A 23,970-nucleotide genomic window follows, 5' to 3' on the forward strand; every position below is an offset into this window, starting at 1 on the left:
CTCCACTCAAGCCTTATCCGTCGCGGACGCCGACGGCAAGGTGAAACCGGATACCGAACGGCGCAGCTGACTGGCCATTTTCGCCAGGTTGCCGATGCTCTCAGCGGTGGCGGTCGAGCCGGACGAGGTCTGCGTGGTGATCTGCTGGATCACGTTCATCGTCAGCGAGATCTGCCCGGCCGACGAGGTCTGCTGCTGCGCCGCGTTGGAGATGCTCTGAATCAGCGCGGCAAGGGTCTTCGATACACCTTCGATTTCTTCCAGGGCCACACCGGCATCCTGCGCCAGACGCGCGCCGCGCACCACCTCGGTGGTGGTCTGCTCCATGGAAATCACCGCTTCGTTGGTGTCGGTCTGAATCGCCCGCACCAGGGTTTCAATCTGCCGGGTGGCGGCGGACGAACGTTCGGCCAACCGCTGCACTTCGTCGGCGACCACGGCAAAGCCGCGCCCGGCATCCCCGGCCATCGAGGCCTGAATCGCCGCGTTGAGCGCGAGGATGTTGGTCTGGTCGGCAATGTCGTCGATCAGGCTGACGATGTCGCCGATTTCCTGTGACGACTCGCCCAGACGCTTGATGCGCTTGGCGGTGTCCTGAATCTGTTCGCGGATGTTGTCCATGCCGTGGATGGTGTTGTGCACCACCTCGTTGCCCTTGTTGGCGATTTCCACCGAACGCTCGGCCACCGCCGAGGATTCAGCGGCGTTGGCCGAGACCTGATCGATCGACTGAGCCATGTCGCTGATTGCGGTCGAGGCTTCGGAAATCTGCTGCGCCTGATGTTCCGAGGCCTGGGCCAGGTGCATGGCGGTGGCCTGGGTTTCCTGCACGGCGGCGGCGACCTGGCCGGCGGTGAGGTTGATGGTCGCAACCAGATCGCGCAGTTGGTCGACCGAGTAGTTGATCGAATCGGCGATGGTCCCGGTGAAGTCTTCGGTCACCGAGGCGGTCACGGTCAGGTCACCGTCGGCGAGGTCTTCGATCTCATCGAGCAGGCGCATGATCGCGTTCTGATTGCGTTCGTTCTTCTCGGCGGTCTCGCGCAACTGACGGTTGGTTTCACGAACCATGACCATGCCGATCAGGATGATCGAAGCCAGCGCCAGCAAGCCCAGCACGTAGCCGCCAATGGTGTCGGTGTTGCGCCCGCCGGCAAGGTTTTCGAAACCGCTGGCGAGGTGTGAGGCTTCGTCGAGCAGGGTCTGCGACAGGCTGAAGATATTGCTCGCCGACTCCCGGACCTTGAACAGCTCCGGCGAGGTTTCGAGGATTTCATCCACGGAGCCGGAGACGAACTGGAACAGCTCGGAAATTTCACTCAGCCGCGCACGGGCATCACGGTCTTCGACCTGGCTGATTTTCAGGGTCGGGTTGCCCTGCAACATGCCGTTGAGGACTTGGCCGAAACGGGTGGCGTCGCGGCCAAACGCATCGGCAGCCTGCTGCGAATTCTCGTCGCCAGCGAGCACGGTGTTAACCGCGCCGAGAATGCGTTCAGCCAGCAGCGATTGGCGCTGGGCCATCGCCACCTGCGCAGCTGGCGCACCGCGCTGCAGGAGGATCTCGACGACTTTTTCGTATTCGATCTGCAACTGCGGCACGGTTTCAGCCAGGGTCGCGGCGACCTGATGCAGCGAGAGCACGGTCTGCTCGCTGGAGAGAATCGCGTCGGTGTTTTTCAGCAGGCGTTCCCAATCCAGCTGCACCGCGCGCATTTCCGGGCGCACGGTGGCCGGCGCGGGCGGCAGGCCGGTGGCCGGATCGCCCTTCTTCAGGTAACCCCAGCGCTGGGCAAAATCGTTGCGCGCATCGCTCAGCAGCTTGAACGCTGCCGACTTCCCGGCAGCCGCTTCGGTGGCGTTCTTGGCGATGCGTTGCGACAGCACGCGCAGCTCACCGGCGTGGCCGATGTACTGCTTGTCGTAGTTGGCCTGGGTGTTGAGGTAGGCGAAGTTGGCGAACAGCAGCATGATGAACACGATCAGTGCGATGAACAGCACGATGATCTGCGAGCGACTGCGCGATCCTTCTGCCGACTTGCCTGTTTTTGCTTTTGTCATCGGTCCTCGCCTATTCCCGCGCCATTTAAAGCTCACCGAAAACCCTGTGGGAGCGGGCTTGCCCGCGATGAGGCCGGCACATCCGACATCTATGGCGACTGATCTGACGCCATCGCGGGCAAGCCCGCTCCCACAGGTTTGGGTGGTGTTTCGACTAAATTGCGACGCTCATGAACACTGGCGATTTGGCCAGCGCAAACAGGCTGAACACCCGCCAGTTCTGCTCACGCCGGAAATAGCCTTTGACGAACTCGGCCTTGGAACCCTGGCGTTTGCTGATCGAGATCGGTTCGAAGCTGTCCTGCTCGAAGTGCTGCAGACCGAACACCTCATCAACCAGCAGCCCGGCGAACACGTCGTTGTGCTCCACCACCAATACCCGCCGCTGTTTGCGCAGCGGCGACAGCTCATGGCCGAAGAAGCCGCACAGGTCCATGATCGGCAGCAAGCGCCCACGCAGGTTAGCCACCCCTTTGACCCACGGCTTGACCCCGGGCAACTGCGTGCAACGCGGTTCGTGCAGCACTTCGCTGACTTCGCCCATCGGCGTCACGTACCAATGCTCGCCGAGGCGAAAACCGATGCCGCTCCAGCGATCCTGACGGCCGGGCTGCGACGGCAGGTCCGCCGCCAGCAGACGGCAGCGCTGGTCGATCTGCCACAGCAGCTCGAACGCGGTCAGCGACTGGTTCATGGCCGCGCGATCAACCGGCCAGCACGTTGTTCAGGGTCTTGATCAGCATGTCTTCTTCGACCGGTTTGGTCAGGTAATCCTTCGCGCCCTGGCGCGTGCCCCAGACCTTGTCGGTTTCCTGATCCTTGGTGGTGATGATGATCACCGGGATGTGGCTGGTCTCGGCATCCTTGGTCAGTTGCCGGGTAGCCTGGAAGCCGTTGAGGCCGGGCATGACGATGTCCATCAAGACCGCGTCAGGCTTTTCCTGACGGGCCAGGGCCACGCCGTCGGCGCCGTTTTCGGCCTTGAGCACTTCATGGCCGTGCTTTTCCAGCATGCCGGTGAGTTTGTACATTTCAGTCGGCGAATCATCGACGATCAGGATACGTGCCATGGTCTTCCCCATTTTTCTTGTCGACACCCGGCCCGCTGGCCGAGCGTCACTGTACGTGTCTTACTGCGGCAAAACGGCGGCGAAGCCCGGAACATGGGCCTGAATCGCGTCGAGCAGTTCTTCCTTGCTGAAAGGCTTGGTCAAAAATTGATCAGAACCGACAATCCGCCCCTTGGCCTTGTCGAACAGCCCGTCACGCGACGACAGCATGATCACCGGCGTGGCCTTGAACGCACTGTTGTTCTTGATTAAAGCGCAGGTCTGATAACCATCCAGACGCGGCATCATGATGTCGACAAAAATGATCCCGGGGTGGTGGTCGGCGATCTTCGCCAAAGCGTCGAAGCCATCGATCGCCGTGATGACTTCGCAGCCCACATTTTTCAACAGCGTTTCGGCGGTGCGACGAATCGTTTTCGAGTCATCGATCACCATGACCTTCAAGGCGCTGGACTGCTGTTCCATAAGAGGGCTCTACCGTCGCCTTTGCGAATCAAATTGTCCGTTTTGCGATGAGTAATGGCTGGAAACCCTTGATGCTCAAGGGCCAGCACGCTATGCCAGCCTTTTTAGCACAGTCTCCAGATGCAATCTATCGACGGGTTTTTCCTTGACCGAAAACCCTGCCAGCGCCACTCTGGCGGCACTTTTTCAATACCGATCCGGTAGCCAATTGTCGAGGAAAACCCAATGAGCGTTCGCGTCGGGATTGTCATGGACCCTATCGCCAGCATTTCCTATAAAAAGGATAGCTCGCTGGCCATGCTGCTGGCCGCGCAGAAACGTGGCTGGGAACTGTTCTACATGGAGCAGCGCGACCTGTATCAGGCCGAAGGTCAGGCCCGGGCGCGCATGAAGCCGCTGAAAGTCTTCGCCAACCCGGAAAAATGGTTCGAACTGGACGCCGAGCAGGACAACCTGCTGAGCGACCTCGACGTGATCCTGATGCGCAAGGATCCGCCGTTCGACATGGAGTTCGTCTACTCCACCTATTTGCTGGAACAGGCCGAAACCGCTGGCGTGCTGGTGGTCAACAAGCCGCAGAGCCTGCGCGACTGCAACGAAAAACTGTTCGCCACGCTGTTCCCGCAGTGCACGCCGCCAACTATCGTCAGCCGCCGCGCCGATGTGCTGCGTGAATTCGCCGCCAAGCATGGCGACGTAATCCTCAAGCCGCTGGACGGCATGGGCGGCACTTCGATTTTCCGTCACCGCGTCGGCGACCCGAACCTGTCGGTGATTCTGGAAACCCTGACCGCCCTCGGCAATCAGCAGATCATGGGCCAGGCCTACCTGCCGGCAATCAAGGACGGCGACAAACGCATCCTGATGATCGACGGTGAGCCGGTGGATTACTGCCTGGCGCGAATTCCGGCGCAAGGCGAAACCCGTGGCAACCTCGCGGCCGGTGGTCGTGGTGAAGCAAGGCCGTTGACCGACAAGGATCGCTGGATTGCCGCCCAGGTCGGCCCGACCCTGCGCGAGAAAGGTCTGCTGTTCGTCGGTCTGGACGTGATCGGTGAAAACCTCACCGAAATCAACGTCACCAGCCCGACCTGCATCCGCGAAATCGACAACGCTTTCGGTACCGATATCGGCGGCATGCTGATGGACGCGATCGACAAGAAGCTGCAAGCCGCCGGCAAAAAGCCGCAAGCTTGACGTGTGTCACATGCAGCTTGTCGCTTGAAGCGTGAAGCCCAAGGCGCGAAACCAACATTGCGTTATCATGCGCAGCCTCTGAAAAACGCGATGTTGGTTTTCTTGTCATGACCCTCCCGTCCGATCTGCCCGCAGAACTCGCCCACCGTGGCGTGCGCCCGGCCGATCGCCTCGGATTTACCCTGTTTCTCGCGGCGCTGATTCATTTGGCGCTGCTGCTCGGCGTCGGCTTTACCATGGTCGAACCCAAGCAGATCAGCAAAACCCTGGAAATCACCCTCGCCACCTTCAAGAGCGAAACCAAGCCGAAAAAGGCTGATTTCCTCGCTCAGGAAAACCAGGAAGGCAGCGGCACCCTGGACAAGAAGGCGATTCCCAAGACCACCGAGGTCGCGCCGTTCCAGGACAATCAGGTCAAGAAGGTCACCCCGCCCCCGGCCGCCAAACCGGAAGTACGCGAAGCGGCGCCCAAGGCTGCGGTGACCACCGTGGCGCCGAAACAGCAAAAGGCGCCGACCAAGAAAGAAGAAACCAAAACCGAGACCAAACCTGCGGTCAACGCGCCGACGTTCGACAGTTCACAGCTGTCCAGCGACATCGCCAGCCTCGAAGCGGAACTGGCCAACGAACAACAGTTGTACGCCAAGCGCCCGCGGATTCACCGCTTGAGCGCGGCCTCGACCATGCGCGACAAGGGCGCCTGGTACAAGGATGACTGGCGCAAGAAGGTTGAGCGCATCGGCAACCTCAATTACCCCGAGGAAGCTCGGCGCAAGCAGATCTACGGCAACCTGCGGCTGATGGTCTCGATCAACCGCGACGGCTCGCTGTATGAAGTGCTGGTGCTGGAATCGTCCGGCCAGCCGTTGCTGGATCAGGCGGCGCAGCGCATCGTCCGACTGGCGGCACCGTTTGCGCCGTTTACCGGCGATCTGTCGGATATCGACCGACTGGAAATCATCCGCACCTGGAAATTCGCCCGGGGCGACAAGCTCTCCAGCAATTAAGAACACCGCAAAACCCCTGTGGGAGCGAGCCTGCTCGCGAATGCGGCGGATCAGCTACATCAATATTGAATGACACACCGCTTTCGCGAGCAGGCTCGCTCCCACATTGCATCGGTGTGTCACCTGCATCTCCAGCTTGTCAGTTCGCCCCTTGAACGCCACACTATCGCTCATGAAAAACGTCAGCCCCAGCTACCTCAAGCATCACTTCCTGATCGCCATGCCGCACATGGCCGACCCGAACTTTGCCCACACCTTGACCTACATCGTCGAGCACACGGCCAATGGCGCCATGGGGCTGGTGGTCAATCGACCGCAAGAGCTGAATCTGGCTGACATTCTCGAGCAATTGCGCCCGGACATCGATCCGCCAGCGCTGTGCCAGCATGTGCCGATCTTCATTGGTGGCCCGGTGCAGACTGATCGCGGTTTCGTCCTGCACCCGTCGGGCAAGACCTTTCAGGCCACCGTCGAACTGGACGGTGATCTGGCGCTGTCCACCTCGCAGGACGTGCTGTTCGCCATCGCCGACGGCGTAGGCCCGGCGAAAAGCGTAATCACCCTTGGTTATGCCGGTTGGGAAGCCGGGCAACTGGAGGCTGAACTGGCCGACAACGCCTGGCTGACCTGCCCGTACGACGCCGACATCCTGTTCAACACCAGCAGCGAGCTGCGTCTGGAAGCGGCGGCACGGCATCTGGGGATCAACCTCAGCCTGCTGACCAGTCAGGCGGGGCACGCCTGATGGCCCTGCGCCTGATTCTCGGCTTCGACTACGGCACCAAACAGATCGGCGTTGCGGTCGGCCAGGTGATTACCGGCCAGGCCCGTGAGCTGTGCACCCTGAAAGCGCAGAACGGCGTGCCCGACTGGAATCAGGTCGAAGCGCTGTTCAAGGAATGGAAACCCGACGCCGTGGTGGTCGGCCTGCCGCTGAACATGGACGGTACGCCCAGCGAGATGTGCCTGCGCGCGGAGAAATTCGCCCGACGCCTCAATGGCCGCTTCAATGTGCCCTTCTATACCCACGACGAACGCCTGACCACCTTTGAGGCCAAGGGTGAGCGACTGGTGCGCGGCGGGCAGAAAGGCAGTTACCGCGACAACCCGGTGGACGCCATCGCCGCCGCCCTGCTGCTGCAGGGCTGGCTCGACGAAAACACTGGATTGTTTGAATCCTGACAAGCGCTTCGGCGCTTTTCTTTTGGTTATAAACCCAGCCACGTCCGGCAGGACGCGGCTCGGAATCACGAAGGAGCAACCATGAGCCTGCCCAATCCCGCCGATCTGATCAGCCAGATGGCGACCCGCCTCAAGGCGCACCTTGCACAGCGTGATATCAGCGAACCGCGTTACATCGGCATCCGCACTGGCGGCATCTGGGTCGCGCAGGCCTTGCTCAAGGAATTGGCCAGCGACGCGCCATTGGGCACGCTGGATGTTTCCTTCTACCGCGACGACTTCAGCCAGAACGGCCTGCACCCGCAAGTGCGCCCCTCGGCCCTGCCCTTCGAGATCGAAGGCCAGCATCTGGTGCTGATCGATGACGTATTGATGAGCGGCCGGACCATCCGCGCCGCCATGAACGAACTGTTCGACTACGGCCGCCCGGCCAGCGTGACCCTGGTCTGCCTGCTCGACCTGGACGCCGGCGAGCTGCCGATCCGCCCGAACGTGGTCGGCGCGACGCTGTCGCTGGCCGCCAATGAGCGGGTCAAGCTGTCCGGCCCGGAGCCGCTGACGCTCGAACTGCAAGACCTGAATTCCTAACCCGCCCTTATTGAGAGTCCCCCTCGCGATGACGCCTCTAGATACCAAGCGCCCGCTGCAGCTCAATGATCAGGGCCAGCTGCGCCACTTCCTCTCGCTCGACGGCCTGCGCCGCGAGTTGCTGACGGAAATCCTCGACACTGCCGACTCGTTCCTCGAAGTCGGTGCCCGGGCGGTGAAGAAGGTCCCGTTGCTGCGCGGCAAGACCGTGTGCAACGTGTTCTTCGAAAACTCCACCCGCACCCGCACCACCTTCGAACTGGCGGCCCAGCGGCTGTCGGCGGACGTGATCACCCTGAACGTGTCGACCTCGTCGGCCAGCAAAGGTGAAACCCTGCTCGACACCCTGCGCAACCTCGAAGCGATGGCCGCCGACATGTTCGTCGTGCGCCACGGTGATTCCGGCGCCGCACACTTCATCGCCGAGCATGTCTGCCCGCAGGTGGCGATCATCAACGGCGGCGACGGCCGGCACGCGCACCCGACCCAGGGCATGCTCGACATGCTCACCATCCGTCGGCACAAGGGCGGTTTCGAAAACCTCTCGGTGGCGATCGTCGGCGACATCCTGCACTCGCGTGTGGCGCGTTCGAACATGCTCGCCCTGAAGACCCTCGGTTGCCCGGACATCCGCGTGATCGCGCCGAAGACCCTGCTGCCGATCGGCATCGAGCAGTACGGCGTCAAGGTCTACACCGACATGAACGAAGGCCTGAAGGACGTCGACGTGGTGATCATGCTGCGCCTGCAGCGTGAGCGCATGACCGGCGGCCTGCTGCCGAGCGAAGGCGAGTTCTACCGCCTGTTCGGCCTGACCACCGCGCGTCTGGCCGGGGCCAAACCCGATTGCATCGTCATGCACCCAGGGCCGATCAACCGTGGGGTAGAGATTGAGTCCGCGGTGGCCGACGGCCCGCACTCGGTGATTCTCAATCAAGTCACCTACGGCATCGCCATCCGCATGGCCGTGCTGTCGATGGCCATGAGCGGGCAAACAGCGCAACGTCAATTCGAGCAGGAGAACGCCCAGTGAAGCTCAGCATTCTCGGCGCCCGCGTCATCGATCCAAGCAGTGGTCTGGATCAAATCACCGACATTCACGTTGAAGCCTGCAAGATCGTCGCCCTCGGCGCCGCACCGGCCGGTTTCACCGCTGTGGAAACCATCGACGCCAACGGTCTGGTTGCAGCACCGGGCCTGGTCGACCTTAACGTGGCTCTGCGCGAGCCGGGCTACAGCCGCAAAGGCAGCATCGCCAGCGAAACCCGCGCCGCGGCGGCTGGCGGCGTGACCAGCCTGTGCTGCCCGCCGAAAACCAAACCGGTGCTCGACACCTCGGCGGTGGCCGAACTGATCCTCGACCGCGCCCGTGAGGCCGGCAACACCAAGGTGTTTCCGATTGGCGCGCTGAGCAAAGGTCTGGACGGCGAGCAGCTTGCTGAACTGGTGGCGCTGCGTGACGCCGGATGTGTGGCGTTCGGCAACGGTCTGGAGAGTTTCCGCAACACCCGCACCCTGTGCCGGGCATTGGAATACGCGGCGACCTTCGACCTGACGGTGATTTTCAATTCGCAGGATCACGATCTGGCCGATGGCGGTCTGGCCCATGAAGGCGCGGTCGCCAGTTTCCTCGGCCTGCCGGGGATTCCGGAAACCGCGGAAACCGTGGCTCTGGCCCGCGATCTGCTGCTGGTCGAGCAGACCGGCGTGCGCGCGCACTTCAGCCAACTGACCAGCGCACGCGGCGTGGCCCTGATCGCTCAGGCGCAGGCCCGTGGTTTGAAGGTCACGGCGGATGTCGCTCTGTATCAGTTGATCCTCACCGATGAAGCGCTGATCGACTTCAGCAGCCTGTATCACGTGCAACCGCCGCTGCGCACCCGCGCCGACCGCGACGGCCTGCGTGAAGCGGTGAAGTCCGGGGTGATTTCGGCGATCTCCAGCCATCACCAGCCGCATGAGCGCGACGCCAAACTGGCGCCGTTCGGCGCGACTGAGCCGGGCATCAGCAGTGTGGAGTTGCTGCTGCCGCTGGCGATGACGCTGGTTGAGGATGGTTTGCTGGATCTGCCGACCCTGCTGGCGCGCCTGAGTGCCGGGCCTGCGGATGCACTGCGTCTGCCGGCGGGCAAACTGGCGGTGGGCGGTGCGGCGGATATCGTACTGTTCGATCCGAAGGCGTCCACCGTGGCCGGTGAAGGCTGGCTGTCGAAGGGCGAGAACTGTCCGTTCCTCGGTCACACCCTGCCGGGTGTGGTGCGCTATACGCTGGTGGACGGGCGGATCAGTCACCAGGCGTAACCGGCTGCTGAGGGACATTGTGGCGAGGGGATTTATCCCCGATGGGCTGCGCAGCAGCCCTCAATCTACAACCGCGGTGATTCAGTTCCTCCGCGGTTGAATGTTTTAGGGCCGCTACGCGCCCCATCGGGGATAAATCCCCTCGCCACAGGTTACTGAAAGGCGCCGCGATTCTGCGCGTTACGCACCGAAACCTGATCATTCAGCGTCCAGAAGTCATACAGCACACCAATAAAGAACAACCCGCCGGTCAGCAGATACAGCAACCCGCTGATCCACTTGCCCTGGTACATCCGGTGCACGCCGAACACGCCCAGGAACGTCAGCAGAATCCACGCCACGTTGTATTCGATCGGCCCTGCGGTGAAACGCAGATCCGCCTCGCGATCCATTGCCGGGATCAGGAACACGTCGATCAGCCAGCCAATGCCCAGCAGACCGAAGGTGAAGAACCAGATCGTCCCGGTCACCGGTTTGCCGTAATAGAAGCGGTGAGCGCCGGTGAAACCAAAAATCCACAGCAGATAACCGATGATTTTGCTGTGCGTATCCTGCGGTGCAGCGACCTGCTGATAGCGGTTCATGAAGACCTCGATTCACACGATAGATAAATTTTCTTTAATTCTTTGTGACTTTTTTACATGTAGCCGACGTACGGCAAATGTTACCGTGTCGTCCGTCAAAGCCTTATAGCACCGGACTTCTGTCCGACAATTGCGTCCGTTTGCCGCTTGTTTGGTTCCGTTGCCCTCCGATGGAATCGACCAACGGCCTCGGAAGGGACAAAAAAGCTGTTATAAAGTTGCGCGCCAACACATAAGAGCCACGCCTAATGCGACCATTTTTCAAGACATGGCTAACTATTTGCCTATTAATGCCACTGGCCGCCCACGCCACCAATCGTGAGCAACGTCTTCCCAACGTTAACGGTTTCACCCCTAAATCCCATGCTTCGGCTCCTTCGAGCAAGAGCAGCAAACAAACGAAACACACCACGCTCTCCAGCAAGAATCACGGCAAGCTGGTGCCACCGATGGCCAACAAGGAAAGCAGCAACGTCCTGAGCCGTGCGGTGAACGTCCTCGGTACTCCTTACCGTTGGGGCGGCAGCAGCCCAAGTAAAGGCTTCGACTGCAGCGGGCTGGTGAAATATGCGTTCAACGACGCCACATTCGACCTGCCGCGCACTTCCAACGCGATGGCCAGCGGGCATGGCGAGAAAGTCGAACGCAAGGATCTGAAGCCGGGCGACCTGATTTTCTTCAACATCAAGAGCCGTCGGGTCAACCACGTTGCCATCTACCTGGGCAACGACCGCTTCATCCACGCACCACGCCGTGGCAAAGCGGTGAGCATCGATACGCTGAACAAGCCGTACTGGGAACAGCATTACGTAGTTGCCAAGCGCGTGCTGCCGAAAGAACCGGCTGGCAAGCAGATGCGTGTAGTTCAGCGCTGAGTCGACTGATCCGGAATCTGCTCAAGCAGTACTGACCCCTTCGCGAGCAAGCCCGCTCCCACATTTGATTTGTGAACGACACAGATCCAATGTGGGAGCGGGCTTGCTCGCGAAGAGGCCAGTGAAAGCAACACAAGCCTCTCTCAGAAATTATCCGGCGTACGCGCCTTTTCCCGCGCATGCTCGCGACTGATCAAGCCCTTGGTCACCAGTTCCTTCAGGCACATGTCGAGTGTCTGCATCCCCAACGACCCTCCGGTCTGAATCGCCGAATACATTTGCGCCACCTTGTCTTCGCGGATCAGGTTCCGGATCGCCGATGTTCCCAGCATGATTTCGTGCGCCGCGACCCGCCCGCCGCCGATCTTCTTGATCAGCGTCTGCGACACCACGGCCAGCAGCGACTCCGACAGCATCGAACGGACCATGGACTTCTCGTCGCCGGGGAACACATCGACAACACGGTCGATGGTCTTGGCGGCTGACGTCGTGTGCAGCGTGCCGAACACCAGATGCCCGGTCTCGGCAGCGGTCAGTGCGAGGCGAATGGTTTCCAGGTCGCGCATCTCACCCACCAGGATCACATCCGGATCTTCGCGCAGCGCCGAGCGCAACGCCGTGGCGAAGCTGCGGGTATCGCGATGGACTTCGCGCTGATTGATCAGGCATTTGCGCGATTCGTGGACGAATTCGATCGGGTCTTCGATGGTGAGGATATGGTGATGGCGATGGGTATTGAGGTAATCGATCATCGCCGCCAGCGTGGTCGATTTGCCGGACCCGGTCGGCCCGGTCACCAGCACCAGCCCGCGCGGCGCATCGGTGATCTTGCGAAAGACGTCGCCCATGCCGAGGTCTTCCATGCTCAGCACTTTCGAGGGAATGGTGCGGAACACCGCGCCGGCGCCCCGGTTCTGGTTGAACGCATTAACCCGAAAGCGCGCCACGCCGGGGACTTCGAACGAGAAATCCGTTTCCAGGTGTTTCTCGAAGTCGACCCGCTGGGTGTCGTTCATGATGTCGTAGATCAATTCGTGCACTTGCTTGTGATCCAGCGCCGGCAGATTGATCCGCCGCACATCGCCATCGACGCGGATCATCGGCGGCAGACCGGCCGACAGGTGCAGGTCGGAAGCGCCCTGTTTGGCGCTGAACGCCAGCAGTTCAGTGATATCCATAGCGTCCCTCAATTCCAGTAGAATGCCGCGAACCTTCAGACCGCCGGCGCCTCTTGATGTCCACGATAGCAGACAACATTCTTCAGGTTAGTTCGCGTATCCAGGCAGCGGCCAAAGCTGCAAACCGCGATGAACACAGCATCCAGTTGCTGGCCGTGAGCAAGACCAAACCGGCGCAGGACCTGCGTGAAGCCTACGCCGCCGGCCTGCGTGACTTTGGCGAGAACTATCTGCAGGAAGCCCTGGGCAAACAGCTCGAACTGGCCGACCTGCCCTTGATCTGGCACTTCATCGGCCCCATTCAATCGAACAAGACTCGCGCCATCGCCGAGCATTTCGACTGGGTGCACTCCGTGGATCGCCTGAAAATCGCCCAACGCCTGTCCGAGCAGCGCCCGACCGAGCTGCCGCCGCTGAACATCTGCATTCAGGTCAACGTCAGTGGTGAGGCCAGCAAGTCCGGCTGCACCCCGGCCGACCTGCCGGCGCTGGCCGAGGCCATCAGCGCCCTGCCCCGGCTGAAACTGCGCGGGCTGATGGCGATTCCCGAGCCGACCGAAGATCGCGCCGAACAAGATGCCGCTTTTGCTGCCGTGCAACGTTTGCAGGCCAGCCTGAATCTGCCGCTCGACACACTTTCCATGGGCATGAGCCACGACCTCGAGTCGGCCATCGCTCAAGGCGCCACGTGGGTGCGGATCGGTACCGCGCTGTTTGGCGCCAGAGATTACGGTCAGCAATGACCGACAGCCATCTGAAAAAGGACCTGACATGAGCAACACACGCATTGCCTTTATCGGTGCCGGCAACATGGCCGCCAGCCTGATCGGCGGCCTGCGGGCCAAGGGTCTGCAAGCCAGCCAGATTCGCGCCAGCGATCCGGGCGAAGAGACCCGCCAACGCGTCGGCGCCGAACACGGCATCGAAACCTTCGCCGACAACGCCCAGGCCATCGACGGCGTCGACGTGATCGTACTGGCGGTCAAGCCACAGGCGATGAAAGCTGTGTGCGAAGCCATCCGCCCAAGTCTGAAACCGCAGCAACTGGTGGTGTCGATCGCCGCCGGCATCACCTGCGCGAGCATGACCGCATGGCTTGGCGAGCAGCCGATCGTGCGCTGCATGCCCAACACCCCGGCGCTGTTGCGTCAGGGCGTCAGCGGTCTGTATGCCACCAGCGAAGTGACCGCCGAGCAGCGTCAGCAGGCTGAAGAGCTGCTGTCCGCTGTGGGCATCGCGCTGTGGCTGAACGAAGAACAGCAACTCGATGCGGTGACCGCCGTCTCCGGCTCCGGCCCGGCGTACTTCTTCCTGCTGATCGAAGCGATGACCGCTGCCGGCGTCAAACTCGGCCTGCCCAAGGAAATCGCCGAGCAACTGACCCTGCAAACGGCGCTGGGCGCCGCGCACATGGCGGTATCCAGCGATGTCGACGCTGCCGAACTGCGCCGCCGCGTGACGTCGCCAAATGGCACCACAGAGGCCGCGATCAAATCATTCCAGGCTAACGGCTTCGAAGCCCTGGTAGAAAAAGCACTCGGCGCCGCCGCGCACCGCTCGGCCGAAATGGCCGAACAACTGGGCAAATAAGGAGCCTTACATGATTGGATTGAACACCGCAGCGGTTTACGTGCTGCAAACCCTCGGCAGCCTGTACCTGCTGATCGTGCTGTTGCGCTTCGTCCTGCAACTGGTGCGCGCGAACTTCTACAACCCGCTGTGCCAGTTCGTGGTCAAGGCTACCCAGCCGCTGCTCAAGCCGCTGCGCCGGATCATCCCGAGCATCTTCGGCCTCGACATGTCTTCGCTGGTGCTGGCGATTCTGGTGCAACTGGCCCTGATGGCCCTGACCCTGCTGCTGACCTACGGCACCACCGGCAACCCGCTGCAACTGTTCATCTGGTCGATCATCGGCGTGACCGCGCTGTTCCTGAAGATTTTCTTCTTCGCCCTGATCATCAGCGTGATCCTGTCGTGGGTCGCTCCGGGCAGCCACAACCCGGGTGCTGAACTGGTGAACCAGATCTGCGAGCCGGCGCTGGCACCGTTCCGCAAGATTCTGCCGAACCTCGGCGGTCTGGACCTGTCGCCGATTTTCGCCTTCCTGGCGCTGAAGCTGATCGACATGCTGGTGATCAACAATCTGGCGGCGATGACGATGATGCCGGAAATCCTGCGCCTGCTGATGTGAGCTGGTTTCGCTGGGACGGGGACGATCTGATCCTCGAATGTCATCTGCAACCGGCAGCCCGCAGCGATGATTTCGCTGGGCTGCACGGTGACCGCCTGAAGATCCGCCTCACCGCGCCGCCGGTCGAGGGCAAGGCCAATGCGTATCTGATGGGCTTTCTGGCCAAGGCGTTTGGGGTTTCCAAAAGCCAGGTCAGTTTGCTCAGCGGCGAGTTGAACCGGCAGAAACGGGTGAAGATCTGTGCGCCGAAGAAGCTGCCGGAGTTGCCTGATCTGGTGCGTCCAGCCTGATCCACCGAGTCGCCCCCATTCGCGAGCAGGCTCGCTCCCACACTGGAATGCAATCCCCTGTGGGAGCGAGCCTGCTCGCGAATGGCTGCACCTCGGCCCAGAGCGAAGACATCTGAGCCCCAACGTTGCTTGCCGCTAACCCCCCCGGTCTTTAGACTTACGCCTCATTTCAACGAGAGCAGGGTCGATGCCAGCTGCCTTTCCCCCCGATTCTGTTGGTCTGGTGACGCCGCAAACGGCGCACTTCAGTGAACCTCTGGCCCTGGCCTGTGGCCGTTCGCTGCCCGCCTACGACCTGATCTACGAAACCTATGGCACGCTGAACGCGCAGGCGAGCAACGCCGTGCTGATCTGCCACGCGTTGTCCGGGCACCACCATGCCGCCGGCTATCACAGCGCCGAAGACCGCAAGCCCGGTTGGTGGGACAGTTGCATCGGCCCGGGCAAACCGATCGACACCAACAAGTTCTTCGTGGTCAGCCTGAACAATCTGGGCGGCTGCAACGGCTCCACCGGCCCGAGCAGTATCAACCCGGAGACCGGCAAGCCGTTCGGCGCGGACTTCCCGGTGCTCACCGTGGAAGACTGGGTGCACAGTCAGGCGCGTCTGGCGGACCTGCTCGGCATTCGTCAGTTCGCCGCCGTCATCGGCGGCAGCCTGGGCGGCATGCAGGCGCTGCAGTGGACCATCACCTACCCGGATCGCGTGCGCCACTGCCTGGCCATCGCCTCGGCCCCCAAGCTGTCGGCGCAGAACATCGCCTTCAACGAAGTGGCGCGCCAGGCGATCCTCACCGACCCGGAGTTCCACGGTGGTTCGTTCCAGGAACAAGGTGTGATCCCCAAGCGCGGGCTGATGCTGGCGCGGATGGTCGGACACATCACCTACCTGTCCGACGACTCCATGGGCGAGAAATTCGGCCGTGGCCTGAAGAGTGAAAAGCTCAACTACGACTTCCATAGCGTCGAGTTCCAGGTCGAGAGCTACCTGCGCTATCAGGGCGAAGAATTCTCCGGGCGTTTCGACGCCAATACCTATCTGTTGATGACCAAGGCACTGGACTACTTCGATCCGGCGGCGAACTTCGACGATAACCTGGCGAAAACTTTCGAAAACGCCACCGCCAAGTTCTGCGTGATGTCGTTCACCACCGACTGGCGCTTCTCCCCGGCCCGCTCGCGGGAGCTGGTGGACGCGCTGATGGCGGCACGCAAAGACGTCAGCTATCTGGAAATCGACGCGCCACAGGGCCACGACGCCTTCCTGATTCCGATCCCGCGCTATTTGCAGGCGTTCGGCAATTACATGAACCGAATTACGGTGTGAACAAGCCATGAGAGCTGATCTGGAAATCATCCAGGAATGGATCCCCGCTGGCAGCCGCGTGCTCGACCTCGGTTGCGGCGACGGCGAGTTGCTGACCTGGCTGCGCGACAACAAGAACGTCACCGGTTATGGCCTGGAAAACGACGCCGACAACATCGCCGAGTGCGTGGCCAAGGGCATCAACGTCATCGAGCAGGACCTGGACAAGGGGCTGGGCAACTTCGCCAGCAACAGTTTCGACATCGTCGTCATGACCCAGGCCCTGCAAGCCGTGCACTACCCGGACAAGATCCTCGACGAGATGCTGCGGGTCGGTCGTCAGTGCATCATCACCTTCCCCAACTTCGGGCACTGGCGCTGCCGCTGGTATCTGGCAAGCAAGGGCCGGATGCCGGTGTCGGAGTTTCTGCCGTACACCTGGTACAACACGCCGAACATTCACTTCTGCACCTTCGAAGACTTTGAAGAACTTTGTCGCGAACGTGATGCGAAGGTCATTGATCGGCTTGCCGTGGATCAACAGCACCGTCACGGGTGGGCCAGTAAGCTATGGCCTAATCTGTTAGGTGAGATTGGTATCTACCGCGTCAGCAGCCCGGTGCTTGCAGATCATCGGGTCGCGGTCTGAACCACGACATTTCGAGGAGAACGATCATGGGTCGCTTGATTACTGTGCTATTGGCCGCCTGCCTGAGTCTGTCGGCGGTGGCCGCCGATGCCATCAAGGGCGAACGCAAGGAAGTGTTCGGCGACGTTACCGTGCACTACAACACTTTCAACTCGACCTTCCTGACACCCGACATCGCCAAAGCAGCCGAGCTGATCCGCAGCAAGAACCAGGGCGTGATCAACGTCTCGGTGATCAAGGACGGCAAACCGCTGATCGCCAACGTCACCGGCACGGTCAAAGACCTGACCAGCCAGAGCGTGCCGCTGAACTTCCGCCAGGTCACCGAACAGGGCGCGATCTACTACATCGCCCAGTACCCGGTGGAGCAGCAGGAAACCCGCACCTTTGAAATCAAGGTGCAGAACGGTGACAAGATCAACACCATCAACTTCAACCAAGAACTCTTTCCCGGCGAATGATGAACCTCACGCAACTCGTACTGGCCAGCCATAACGCCGGCAAACTCAAGGAACTCCAGGCCATGCTCGGCGACTCGGTGCAACTGCGCTCGATCGGCGAATGGAGCAAGGTCGAACCGGAGGAAACCGGTCTGTCGTTCGTCGAGAACGCGATCCTCAAGGCGCGCAATGCCGCGCGCATCTCCGGCCTGCCGGCGCTGGCCGACGATTCCGGTCTGGCGGTGGATTTCCTCGGCGGTGCACCGGGCATCTACTCGGCGCGCTATGCCGACGGCAAGGGCGATGCGGCGAACAACGCCAAACTGCTCGAGGCCCTCAAAGACGTGCCGCAAGCCGAGCGCGGCGCGCAGTTCGTCTGCGTGCTGGCACTGGTGCGGCATGCCGATGATCCGCTGCCGATCCTCTGCGAAGGCCTGTGGCACGGGCGCATCCTGACCGCCGCCAGCGGCGAGCACGGTTTCGGCTACGACCCGCTGTTCTGGGTGCCGGAGCGTGAAATGTCCAGCGCCGAACTGAGCCCGGCCGACAAGAACCAGATCAGCCACCGCGCCCGTGCAATGGATCTGCTGCGCCAGCGTCTGGGCCTGAAATGACCGACAGCCACCCCGCGTCGTCGCTGATCATCGGCGGCGCCGCCTCTTCGCCTCGGGCGCCGCTGCCTGTGCTGCCGCCTCTGGCGCTGTACATCCACATTCCGTGGTGTGTGCGCAAATGCCCGTATTGCGATTTCAACTCGCACACCGCCAGCCCGGTGCTACCGGAAGAGGAATACGTCGACGCGTTGCTGGCCGATCTCGATCAGGACCTGCACGCGGTGTATGGCCGTGAAATCAGTTCGATCTTCTTCGGTGGCGGTACGCCGAGCCTGTTCAGCGCGCAAGCCCTCGGGCGCTTGCTCAAAGGCGTCGAGCAGCGCATCCCGTTCGCCCACGACATCGAGATCACCCTGGAAGCCAATCCCGGCACCTTCGAGCAAGAGAAGTTCGTTGCGTATCGCAAGCTCGGGATCAATCGCCTGTCGATCGGCATTCAGAGCTTCCAGCAGCAGAAACTCGAAGCCCTCGGGCGCATCCATAACGGCGACGAAGCGGTGCGCGCGGCGGGAATGGCGCGTCAGGCCGGGTTCGACAACTTCAACCTCGACTTGATGCACGGCTTGCCCGATCAGTCGCTGGACGATGCTTTGAGCGACCTGCGTCAGGCCATCGAACTGAAACCGACGCACATCTCCTGGTATCAGCTGACACTGGAGCCGAACACGGTGTTCTGGAACCAGCCGCCGGTGCTGCCGGAAGACGACACGTTGTGGGACATTCAGGAAGCCGGGCAAGCGCTGCTCGCCGCGCACGGTTACGCGCAATACGAAGTCTCGGCCTATGCCCAGCCCGGGCGGCCGGCGCGGCACAACCTCAATTACTGGAGTTTCGGCGACTTTATCGGCATCGGTGCTGGCGCCCACGGCAAGCTCAGTCATCCGGACGGGCGCATTGTGCGCACCTGGAAGACGCGCTTGCCGAAGGACTATCTCAACCCGGCCAAGAGTTTCCAGGCCGGCGAGAAAGCCCTGAGCAATGACGAGATGCCGTTCGAGTTCCTGATGAACGCCCTGCGCCTGACTGCCGGGGTGGAATCACGCCTGTATCCCGAACGCACCGGCCTGCCGCTGGAAAGTCTCGCCGAACACCGCCGCGAGGCCGAACAAAGTGGCCTGATGCAGGTCGAACCGTCACGTCTGGCGGCCACCGATCGCGGACAACTGTTTCTCAACGACTTGCTGCAGAAATTTCTGAGCTGAGCCCTAACGGCCGCTCCAAGGAAAACCGCATGGATTTGATACTCGATCTGCTCGCCACCGTGTCCCGCTGGAGCCGCAGCAACCTCTCGGAAATCGCCCTGGCGCTGGTGGGCTGCCTGCTGGTGCTGTTCGGCGCCGACTTCAAAGGCTGGGTCGAGCAACGCCTGGGCAGCATCGCCGGCGCCCTGCGCGTACCGCTGATGGCCCTGCTTTGCGTGATCGGCAGCGGCGCTGCGCTGATCTATGCGACGCCATGGGTGGTCAAGGGCCTGAGCCAGTTCAACAACTACAGCCTGGCGCCGGTGTTGCTGGTGGTGCTGGTGCTTATCGGCGTAGTCGCTGACCGCCGCTGATCTTTCAGCACACCCAAAACAACTGTAGGAGCTGCGGCACGCTGCGATCTTTTGATCTTAAAAAATCAAAATCAAAAGATCGCAGCGTGCCGCAGCTCCTACACCGCTTGCACCGTAGACCTAAAACAACTGTGGGAGCGAGCCTGCTCGCGAAGACGTCTTAACATTCAACCTCATCGTTGAATGTCAGACCGCTTTCGCGAGCAGGCTCGCTCCCACCGTTTTTATTGCATGTTGCTTAAGCGATTTTCTCGAACTTCAGATCCCACACGCCATGCCCAAGACGTTCGCCGCGGCGTTCGAACTTGGTGATCGGGCGTTCGGCCGGGCGTGGTACGCATTTGCCGTCTTCGGCGAGGTTGCGGTAGCCCGGGGCGACGTTCATCACTTCCAGCATGTACTCGGCGTACGGCTCCCAGTCGGTGGCCATGTGCAGGATGCCGCCAACCTTCAGCTTACTGCGCACCAGTTCGGCGAAGGACGCCTGAACGATACGACGCTTGTGGTGACGGCTCTTGTGCCATGGATCCGGGAAGAACAGCATCAGGCGATCGAGGCTGTTGTCGGCGATGCAGCGGTTGAGCACTTCAATCGCGTCGCAATCGTAGACCCGCAGGTTGGTCAGGCCCTGAGTCAGCACGCCGTTGAGCAGCGCGCCGACACCCGGACGGTGCACTTCAACACCGATGAAGTCCTGATCCGGCGCCGCCGCAGCCATTTCCAACAGCGAGTGGCCCATGCCGAAACCGATCTCCAGCGAGCGCGGTGCCGAACGGCCGAACACTTGATCGTAATCCACCGGCGCGTCGGCCAGCGGCAGCACGTACAGCGGCGCGCCCTGGTCCAGACCCCGTTGCTGGCCTTCGGTCATGCGCCCGGCGCGCATCACGAAGCTCTTGATGCGGCGGTGTTGGCGCTCGTCGCCCTCTTCCGTCTGGATAGGCGTGTCGTTCGATTCAGTCATCAATGGCTCTTACTTGATCAGACCATCCAGCGGCGAAGAGGCGCTGGCATAGAGTTTTTTCGGCATGCGGCCGGCGAGGTAGGCCAAGCGGCCTGCGACGATCGCGTGTTGCATGGCTTGGGCCATCATCACCGGTTGCTGAGCATGGGCGATGGCCGAGTTCATCAGCACCGCGTCACAGCCCAGTTCCATGGCGATGGTGGCGTCGGAGGCGGTACCGACACCGGCATCCACCAGCACCGGAATCTTGGCTTCTTCGAGGATGATCTGCAGGTTGTACGGGTTGCAGATCCCCAGACCGGAACCGATCAGACCGGCCAGCGGCATGACCGCTATGCAGCCGATTTCCGCCAGTTGGCGAGCGATGATCGGGTCATCACTGGTGTAAACCATCACGTCGAAGCCTTCCTTGACCAGCGTTTCGGCGGCCTTGAGGGTTTCGATCACGTTGGGGAACAGGGTTTTCTGGTCGGCCAGCACTTCCAGCTTCACCAGGTTGTGACCATCAAGCAGCTCACGGGCCAGGCGGCAGGTGCGCACGGCCTCGATAGCGTCGTAGCAACCGGCGGTGTTCGGCAGGAAGGTGTAGCGATCGGGCGACAGCACTTCGAGCAGGTTCGGCTCGCCTTCGATCTGGCCGAGGTTGGTACGGCGCACGGCGAAGGTGACGATCTCGGCACCCGAGGCTTCGATGGCCTGACGGGTTTCTTCCATGTCACGGTACTTGCCGGTACCGACCAGCAAACGCGACTGGTAAGTACGACCGGCCAGAACAAAAGGCTTGTCGCTGCGAACGATGCTCATGGGGAATCCTCTTTAGGGGTGAGGGTCTTGCAGAATTCTGTGCCCTTGCGGGCCGGCGATCAGCCGCCGCCGATGGCGTGCACCACTTCGACGTTGTCGCCGTCGTTGAGCACGGTGTCGGCATGCTGGCTGCGCGGGACGATATCCAGATTGAGTTCGACTGCCACCCGGCGACCGGTCAGGTCCATACGGGCAATCAGGGCCGCAACGGTTTCACCGTCGGGCAGTTCAAGGGATTCGCCGTTCAACTGAATGCGCATGCGCCTGGCCGCCATCATTTTTAGGGGGTGGCATTCTAGCCCGATCATGACCTAAAGGTCAGCACCAAGCGTCAAGCGGTTTACTGCAGGCGCCAGGCGGCAAGTCCAAGACACAGCCAGCCAACCAGAAACGCCAGACCGCCGAACGGAGTGATGATGCCGAGCTTGCTGATACCTGTGGTGGTCAGCACATACAGGCTCCCGGAGAACAGCAGAATGCCGACGGCGAACGAAATGCCGGCCCAGGTCACCAGCCGCCCCTGAATCTGCGTGGCCAGCAGCGCCACACCGAACAGCGCCAGGGTGTGCACCAATTGATAGGTCACGCCGGTGTGGAAAATCGCCAGATACTCGGGGGTCAGGCGGCTCTTCAGGCCATGCGCGGCGAAGGCGCCAAGGCCCACACCGGTAAAACCAAAGAAAGCGGCCAGCATCAGAAAGCCACGCAGCATGTGGAACTCCAGTCAGACTCGTTCGGCAGGGTCTGTATAATGGCCCGCTCTATCGGTTCGGCCAAGCCATCTCTATGCTGCGTTCACTTTTGCGTCGTCTCACGAAGGCCCTGCTCTGGTTCGCGGGCGGCAGTGTATTGCTGGTGTTGCTGTTTCGCTTCGTGCCACCGCCGGGCACGGCGCTGATGGTCGAGCGCAAGATCGAATCCTGGGTCGACGGCGAGCCGATTGACCTGCAGCGCACCTGGAAGCCGTGGGACGAGATCTCCGACGACCTCAAGGTCGCGGTCATGGCCGGCGAAGATCAGAAGTTTCCCGAGCACTGGGGTTTTGACTTCGGCGCGATTCAGGCTGCGCTGGCCCACAACGAACTCGGCGGTTCGATTCGCGGTGCCAGCACCTTGAGCCAACAAGTGTCGAAGAACCTGTTTCTGTGGTCGGGGCGCAGCTATCTGCGCAAAGGCCTGGAGGCCTGGTTTACTGCACTGATCGAGGTGTTGTGGCCCAAGCAGCGGATTCTTGAGGTTTACCTGAACAGCGTCGAGTGGGATGACGGGGTGTTTGGTGCCGAAGCCGCAGCACGCCATCACTTTGGTGTCAGCGCCAAGTCACTGTCGCGTCAGCAGGCGAGTTATCTGGCGGCGGTGCTGCCTAACCCGCGAGTGTGGAGCGCCAGCCATCCGACGGCCTATGTATCGCGCCGGGCCGGGTGGATTCGCCAGCAGATGAGCCAGCTGGGTGGGACCAGTTACCTGCTGGGGCTTGATGATTCGCGCCGGGCGCCGTGGTCTCGATAGCCCTCACTGTTCTTGTAGACACTGAAAATCCCTGTGGGAGCGGGCTTGCCCGCGATAGCGGTGGTTCAGCCACCATCTACATGACTGACTCGACGCCATCGCTGGCAAGCCAGCTCCCACAGGGATTAATGCTGCCCTGACATAGGCGCATAAAAAAACGCCCCGATCATCGCTGATCGGGGCGTTTTTGTTTGCCTGAGCGCCGGTTATGCGGCGATCGACAACTTGAGCTTGTTCATCGCGCTCTTCTCGAGCTGACGGATCCGCTCGGCCGACACGTTGTACTTCTGCGCCAGGTCGTGCAGCGTGGCTTTCTCTTCTGCCAGCCAGCGCTGGTAGAGGATGTCGCGGCTACGCTCGTCCAGCACTTCCAGCGCTTCGTGCAGGTTGTGGTTGGAGTTGTCGCTCCAGTCGGCATCTTCCAGTTGACGCGCCGGGTCGTACCGGTGGTCTTCCAGGTAGTTGGCCGGCGACTGGAAAGCGCTGTCGTCGTCAGCTTCTGCAGCCGGGTCGAAGGCCATGTCATGGCCGGTCAGGCGACTTTCCATCTCACGCACTTCACGTGGTTCGACGCCGAGGCTTTCCGCCACACGGTGGACTTCCTCGTTGTTCAGCCACGCCAGACGTTTCTTCTGGCTGCGCAGGTTGAAGAACAGCTTGCGCTGGGCCTTGGTGGTCGCGACCTTCACAATGCGCCAGTTGCGCAGGATGAACTCGTGAATTTCCGCCTTGATCCAGTGCACGGCGAACGACACCAGACGCACACCCATTTCCGGGTTGAAGCGTTTTACCGCCTTCATCAGACCGACGTTGCCTTCCTGGATCAGGTCAGCCTGAGCCAGACCGTAGCCGGAATAGCTACGGGCAATGTGTACGACAAATCGCAGGTGGGCGAGCACCATCTGCCGAGCCGCCCCCAAATCCTGCTCATAGTAGAGACTCTCGGCCAGTTCACGCTCCTGCTCCGGCGTCAGCAATGGAATGCTGTTGACGGTGTGCACATAGGCTTCCAGGTTCGCACCCGGAACCAACGCGTACGCAGGTTGCAAAGAATTGGTCATGCGAAAAAACCTCCCACTTACATACTCGTGCCTCTCGGCACTGCGAAAAATTGACCGGGAATTCAAGTACAAGTTCCCA

30 protein-coding genes are annotated in these 23,970 nt (G+C 61.3%); 19 read left to right on the forward strand and 11 right to left on the reverse strand.

Annotation, left to right across the window (positions count from 1 at the left end):
- Positions 1-6: 6 nt before the first annotated feature.
- From QRN61_RS01015 to pilG, 4 genes are all read right to left on the reverse strand, one after another.
- Positions 7-2,061: a methyl-accepting chemotaxis protein gene (locus QRN61_RS01015; protein WP_027610585.1), complete on the reverse strand. Its 2,055-nt coding sequence runs from the start codon at positions 2,059-2,061 to the stop codon at positions 7-9.
- A 154-nt stretch (positions 2,062-2,215) separates the two neighbouring features.
- Entirely contained in the window at positions 2,216-2,755 is a 540-nt protein-coding gene (locus tag QRN61_RS01020; protein ID WP_007964098.1) for a chemotaxis protein CheW, read from the reverse strand.
- A gap of 10 nt (positions 2,756-2,765) precedes the next feature.
- Positions 2,766-3,131 (reverse strand): twitching motility response regulator PilH, encoded by a 366-nt coding sequence (gene pilH, locus QRN61_RS01025; protein WP_025109154.1) that lies wholly within the window; start codon positions 3,129-3,131, stop codon positions 2,766-2,768.
- Positions 3,132-3,191: 60 nt separating this feature from the next.
- On the reverse strand, positions 3,192-3,596 hold the full coding sequence (gene pilG / locus QRN61_RS01030; protein WP_003229093.1) for a twitching motility response regulator PilG: 405 nt from the start codon (positions 3,594-3,596) through the stop codon (positions 3,192-3,194).
- A 225-nt stretch (positions 3,597-3,821) separates the two neighbouring features.
- On the opposite strand from pilG, the gene gshB reads away from it, so the two are divergent.
- From gshB to QRN61_RS01065, 7 genes are all read left to right on the forward strand, one after another.
- On the forward strand, positions 3,822-4,793 hold the full coding sequence (gene gshB / locus QRN61_RS01035) for a glutathione synthase (protein WP_027610584.1): 972 nt from the start codon (positions 3,822-3,824) through the stop codon (positions 4,791-4,793).
- 107 nt (positions 4,794-4,900) lie between these two features.
- Positions 4,901-5,800 carry an energy transducer TonB gene (locus tag QRN61_RS01040; protein ID WP_007964106.1) on the forward strand — a complete coding sequence of 300 codons (900 nt, stop codon included), beginning with the start codon at positions 4,901-4,903 and terminating at the stop codon, positions 5,798-5,800.
- Between the two features lie 172 nt (positions 5,801-5,972).
- Positions 5,973-6,545, forward strand: coding sequence for a YqgE/AlgH family protein (locus QRN61_RS01045; RefSeq protein WP_041063515.1), 573 nt, complete (start codon positions 5,973-5,975; stop codon positions 6,543-6,545).
- Positions 6,545-6,982, forward strand: coding sequence for a Holliday junction resolvase RuvX (gene ruvX / locus QRN61_RS01050; protein ID WP_096795757.1), 438 nt, complete (start codon positions 6,545-6,547; stop codon positions 6,980-6,982). Before QRN61_RS01045 ends, ruvX begins: the two co-directional genes overlap by 1 nt.
- A gap of 81 nt (positions 6,983-7,063) precedes the next feature.
- Entirely contained in the window at positions 7,064-7,570 is a 507-nt protein-coding gene (gene pyrR / locus QRN61_RS01055; RefSeq protein WP_027610583.1) for a bifunctional pyr operon transcriptional regulator/uracil phosphoribosyltransferase PyrR, read from the forward strand.
- Positions 7,571-7,598: 28 nt separating this feature from the next.
- Positions 7,599-8,603 carry an aspartate carbamoyltransferase catalytic subunit gene (locus QRN61_RS01060; protein ID WP_003229107.1) on the forward strand — a complete coding sequence of 335 codons (1,005 nt, stop codon included), beginning with the start codon at positions 7,599-7,601 and terminating at the stop codon, positions 8,601-8,603.
- Positions 8,600-9,871, forward strand: coding sequence for a dihydroorotase (locus tag QRN61_RS01065; protein WP_258676952.1), 1,272 nt, complete (start codon positions 8,600-8,602; stop codon positions 9,869-9,871). The genes QRN61_RS01060 and QRN61_RS01065 overlap by 4 nt, the downstream gene beginning before the upstream one ends.
- Before the next feature lie 152 nt (positions 9,872-10,023).
- On the opposite strand, the gene QRN61_RS01070 is transcribed toward QRN61_RS01065, so the two are convergent.
- Positions 10,024-10,455 carry an NINE protein gene (locus tag QRN61_RS01070; protein ID WP_007964113.1) on the reverse strand — a complete coding sequence of 144 codons (432 nt, stop codon included), beginning with the start codon at positions 10,453-10,455 and terminating at the stop codon, positions 10,024-10,026.
- 248 nt (positions 10,456-10,703) lie between these two features.
- On the opposite strand from QRN61_RS01070, the gene QRN61_RS01075 reads away from it, so the two are divergent.
- Complete coding sequence (locus QRN61_RS01075; RefSeq protein WP_285373027.1) at positions 10,704-11,330, forward strand: C40 family peptidase; 627 nt, start codon at positions 10,704-10,706, stop codon at positions 11,328-11,330.
- Between the two features lie 143 nt (positions 11,331-11,473).
- On the opposite strand, the gene QRN61_RS01080 is transcribed toward QRN61_RS01075, so the two are convergent.
- Positions 11,474-12,508, reverse strand: a complete 1,035-nt coding sequence (locus tag QRN61_RS01080) for a type IV pilus twitching motility protein PilT (protein ID WP_003229114.1) — start codon at positions 12,506-12,508, stop codon at positions 11,474-11,476.
- Between the two features lie 56 nt (positions 12,509-12,564).
- Between QRN61_RS01080 and QRN61_RS01085 the strand changes: the two genes are divergently transcribed.
- The 10 genes from QRN61_RS01085 to QRN61_RS01130 all read left to right on the forward strand — a co-directional run bounded on the left by QRN61_RS01085 (position 12,565) and on the right by QRN61_RS01130 (position 19,553).
- Positions 12,565-13,251, forward strand: a complete 687-nt coding sequence (locus QRN61_RS01085) for a YggS family pyridoxal phosphate-dependent enzyme (RefSeq protein ID WP_096795759.1) — start codon at positions 12,565-12,567, stop codon at positions 13,249-13,251.
- 28 nt (positions 13,252-13,279) lie between these two features.
- Entirely contained in the window at positions 13,280-14,098 is an 819-nt protein-coding gene (proC, locus tag QRN61_RS01090) for a pyrroline-5-carboxylate reductase (RefSeq protein ID WP_183784819.1), read from the forward strand.
- A gap of 10 nt (positions 14,099-14,108) precedes the next feature.
- A complete protein-coding gene (locus QRN61_RS01095) occupies positions 14,109-14,699 on the forward strand; it encodes a YggT family protein (protein WP_027610578.1) in 591 nt (196 codons plus the stop codon).
- Positions 14,696-14,989 carry a DUF167 domain-containing protein gene (locus tag QRN61_RS01100; RefSeq protein ID WP_095137544.1) on the forward strand — a complete coding sequence of 98 codons (294 nt, stop codon included), beginning with the start codon at positions 14,696-14,698 and terminating at the stop codon, positions 14,987-14,989. The genes QRN61_RS01095 and QRN61_RS01100 overlap by 4 nt, the downstream gene beginning before the upstream one ends.
- 187 nt (positions 14,990-15,176) lie before the next feature.
- Complete coding sequence (gene metX, locus QRN61_RS01105) at positions 15,177-16,316, forward strand: homoserine O-succinyltransferase MetX (RefSeq protein WP_027610576.1); 1,140 nt, start codon at positions 15,177-15,179, stop codon at positions 16,314-16,316.
- Positions 16,317-16,323: 7 nt separating this feature from the next.
- Positions 16,324-16,944, forward strand: coding sequence for a methionine biosynthesis protein MetW (gene metW / locus QRN61_RS01110; protein WP_003229126.1), 621 nt, complete (start codon positions 16,324-16,326; stop codon positions 16,942-16,944).
- Between the two features lie 26 nt (positions 16,945-16,970).
- A complete protein-coding gene (locus tag QRN61_RS01115) occupies positions 16,971-17,405 on the forward strand; it encodes a DUF4426 domain-containing protein (RefSeq protein ID WP_027610575.1) in 435 nt (144 codons plus the stop codon).
- The gene (rdgB, locus tag QRN61_RS01120) at positions 17,402-17,998 is read left to right on the forward strand and encodes an RdgB/HAM1 family non-canonical purine NTP pyrophosphatase (RefSeq protein WP_097088966.1); all 597 of its coding nucleotides are present in this window, start codon (positions 17,402-17,404) and stop codon (positions 17,996-17,998) included. Before QRN61_RS01115 ends, rdgB begins: the two co-directional genes overlap by 4 nt.
- Complete coding sequence (gene hemW / locus QRN61_RS01125) at positions 17,995-19,200, forward strand: radical SAM family heme chaperone HemW (protein ID WP_285373028.1); 1,206 nt, start codon at positions 17,995-17,997, stop codon at positions 19,198-19,200. The genes rdgB and hemW overlap by 4 nt, the downstream gene beginning before the upstream one ends.
- Positions 19,201-19,229: 29 nt before the next feature.
- The gene (locus tag QRN61_RS01130; protein WP_003229134.1) at positions 19,230-19,553 is read left to right on the forward strand and encodes a DUF3392 domain-containing protein; all 324 of its coding nucleotides are present in this window, start codon (positions 19,230-19,232) and stop codon (positions 19,551-19,553) included.
- 238 nt (positions 19,554-19,791) lie between these two features.
- Here the strand turns inward: QRN61_RS01130 and trmB are convergent, their stop codons facing one another.
- The 4 genes from trmB to QRN61_RS01150 all read right to left on the reverse strand — a co-directional run bounded on the left by trmB (position 19,792) and on the right by QRN61_RS01150 (position 22,033).
- Positions 19,792-20,517: a tRNA (guanosine(46)-N7)-methyltransferase TrmB gene (trmB, locus tag QRN61_RS01135; protein WP_027610572.1), complete on the reverse strand. Its 726-nt coding sequence runs from the start codon at positions 20,515-20,517 to the stop codon at positions 19,792-19,794.
- A 9-nt stretch (positions 20,518-20,526) separates the two neighbouring features.
- Entirely contained in the window at positions 20,527-21,321 is a 795-nt protein-coding gene (locus QRN61_RS01140; RefSeq protein ID WP_007964131.1) for a thiazole synthase, read from the reverse strand.
- A gap of 59 nt (positions 21,322-21,380) precedes the next feature.
- Entirely contained in the window at positions 21,381-21,581 is a 201-nt protein-coding gene (gene thiS, locus QRN61_RS01145) for a sulfur carrier protein ThiS (protein ID WP_027610571.1), read from the reverse strand.
- Between the two features lie 80 nt (positions 21,582-21,661).
- The gene (locus tag QRN61_RS01150) at positions 21,662-22,033 is read right to left on the reverse strand and encodes a DUF423 domain-containing protein (RefSeq protein ID WP_003229144.1); all 372 of its coding nucleotides are present in this window, start codon (positions 22,031-22,033) and stop codon (positions 21,662-21,664) included.
- Between the two features lie 74 nt (positions 22,034-22,107).
- Between QRN61_RS01150 and mtgA the strand changes: the two genes are divergently transcribed.
- On the forward strand, positions 22,108-22,830 hold the full coding sequence (mtgA, locus tag QRN61_RS01155) for a monofunctional biosynthetic peptidoglycan transglycosylase (protein WP_096795764.1): 723 nt from the start codon (positions 22,108-22,110) through the stop codon (positions 22,828-22,830).
- 206 nt (positions 22,831-23,036) lie between these two features.
- On the opposite strand, the gene rpoH is transcribed toward mtgA, so the two are convergent.
- Complete coding sequence (rpoH, locus tag QRN61_RS01160) at positions 23,037-23,891, reverse strand: RNA polymerase sigma factor RpoH (RefSeq protein WP_003229146.1); 855 nt, start codon at positions 23,889-23,891, stop codon at positions 23,037-23,039.
- Between the last annotated feature and the right edge of the window lie 79 nt (positions 23,892-23,970).

Origin of the sequence: Pseudomonas sp. lyk4-TYG-107, assembly GCF_030209055.1 — a bacterium.
GTDB lineage: Bacteria > Pseudomonadota > Gammaproteobacteria > Pseudomonadales > Pseudomonadaceae > Aquipseudomonas > Aquipseudomonas putida_A.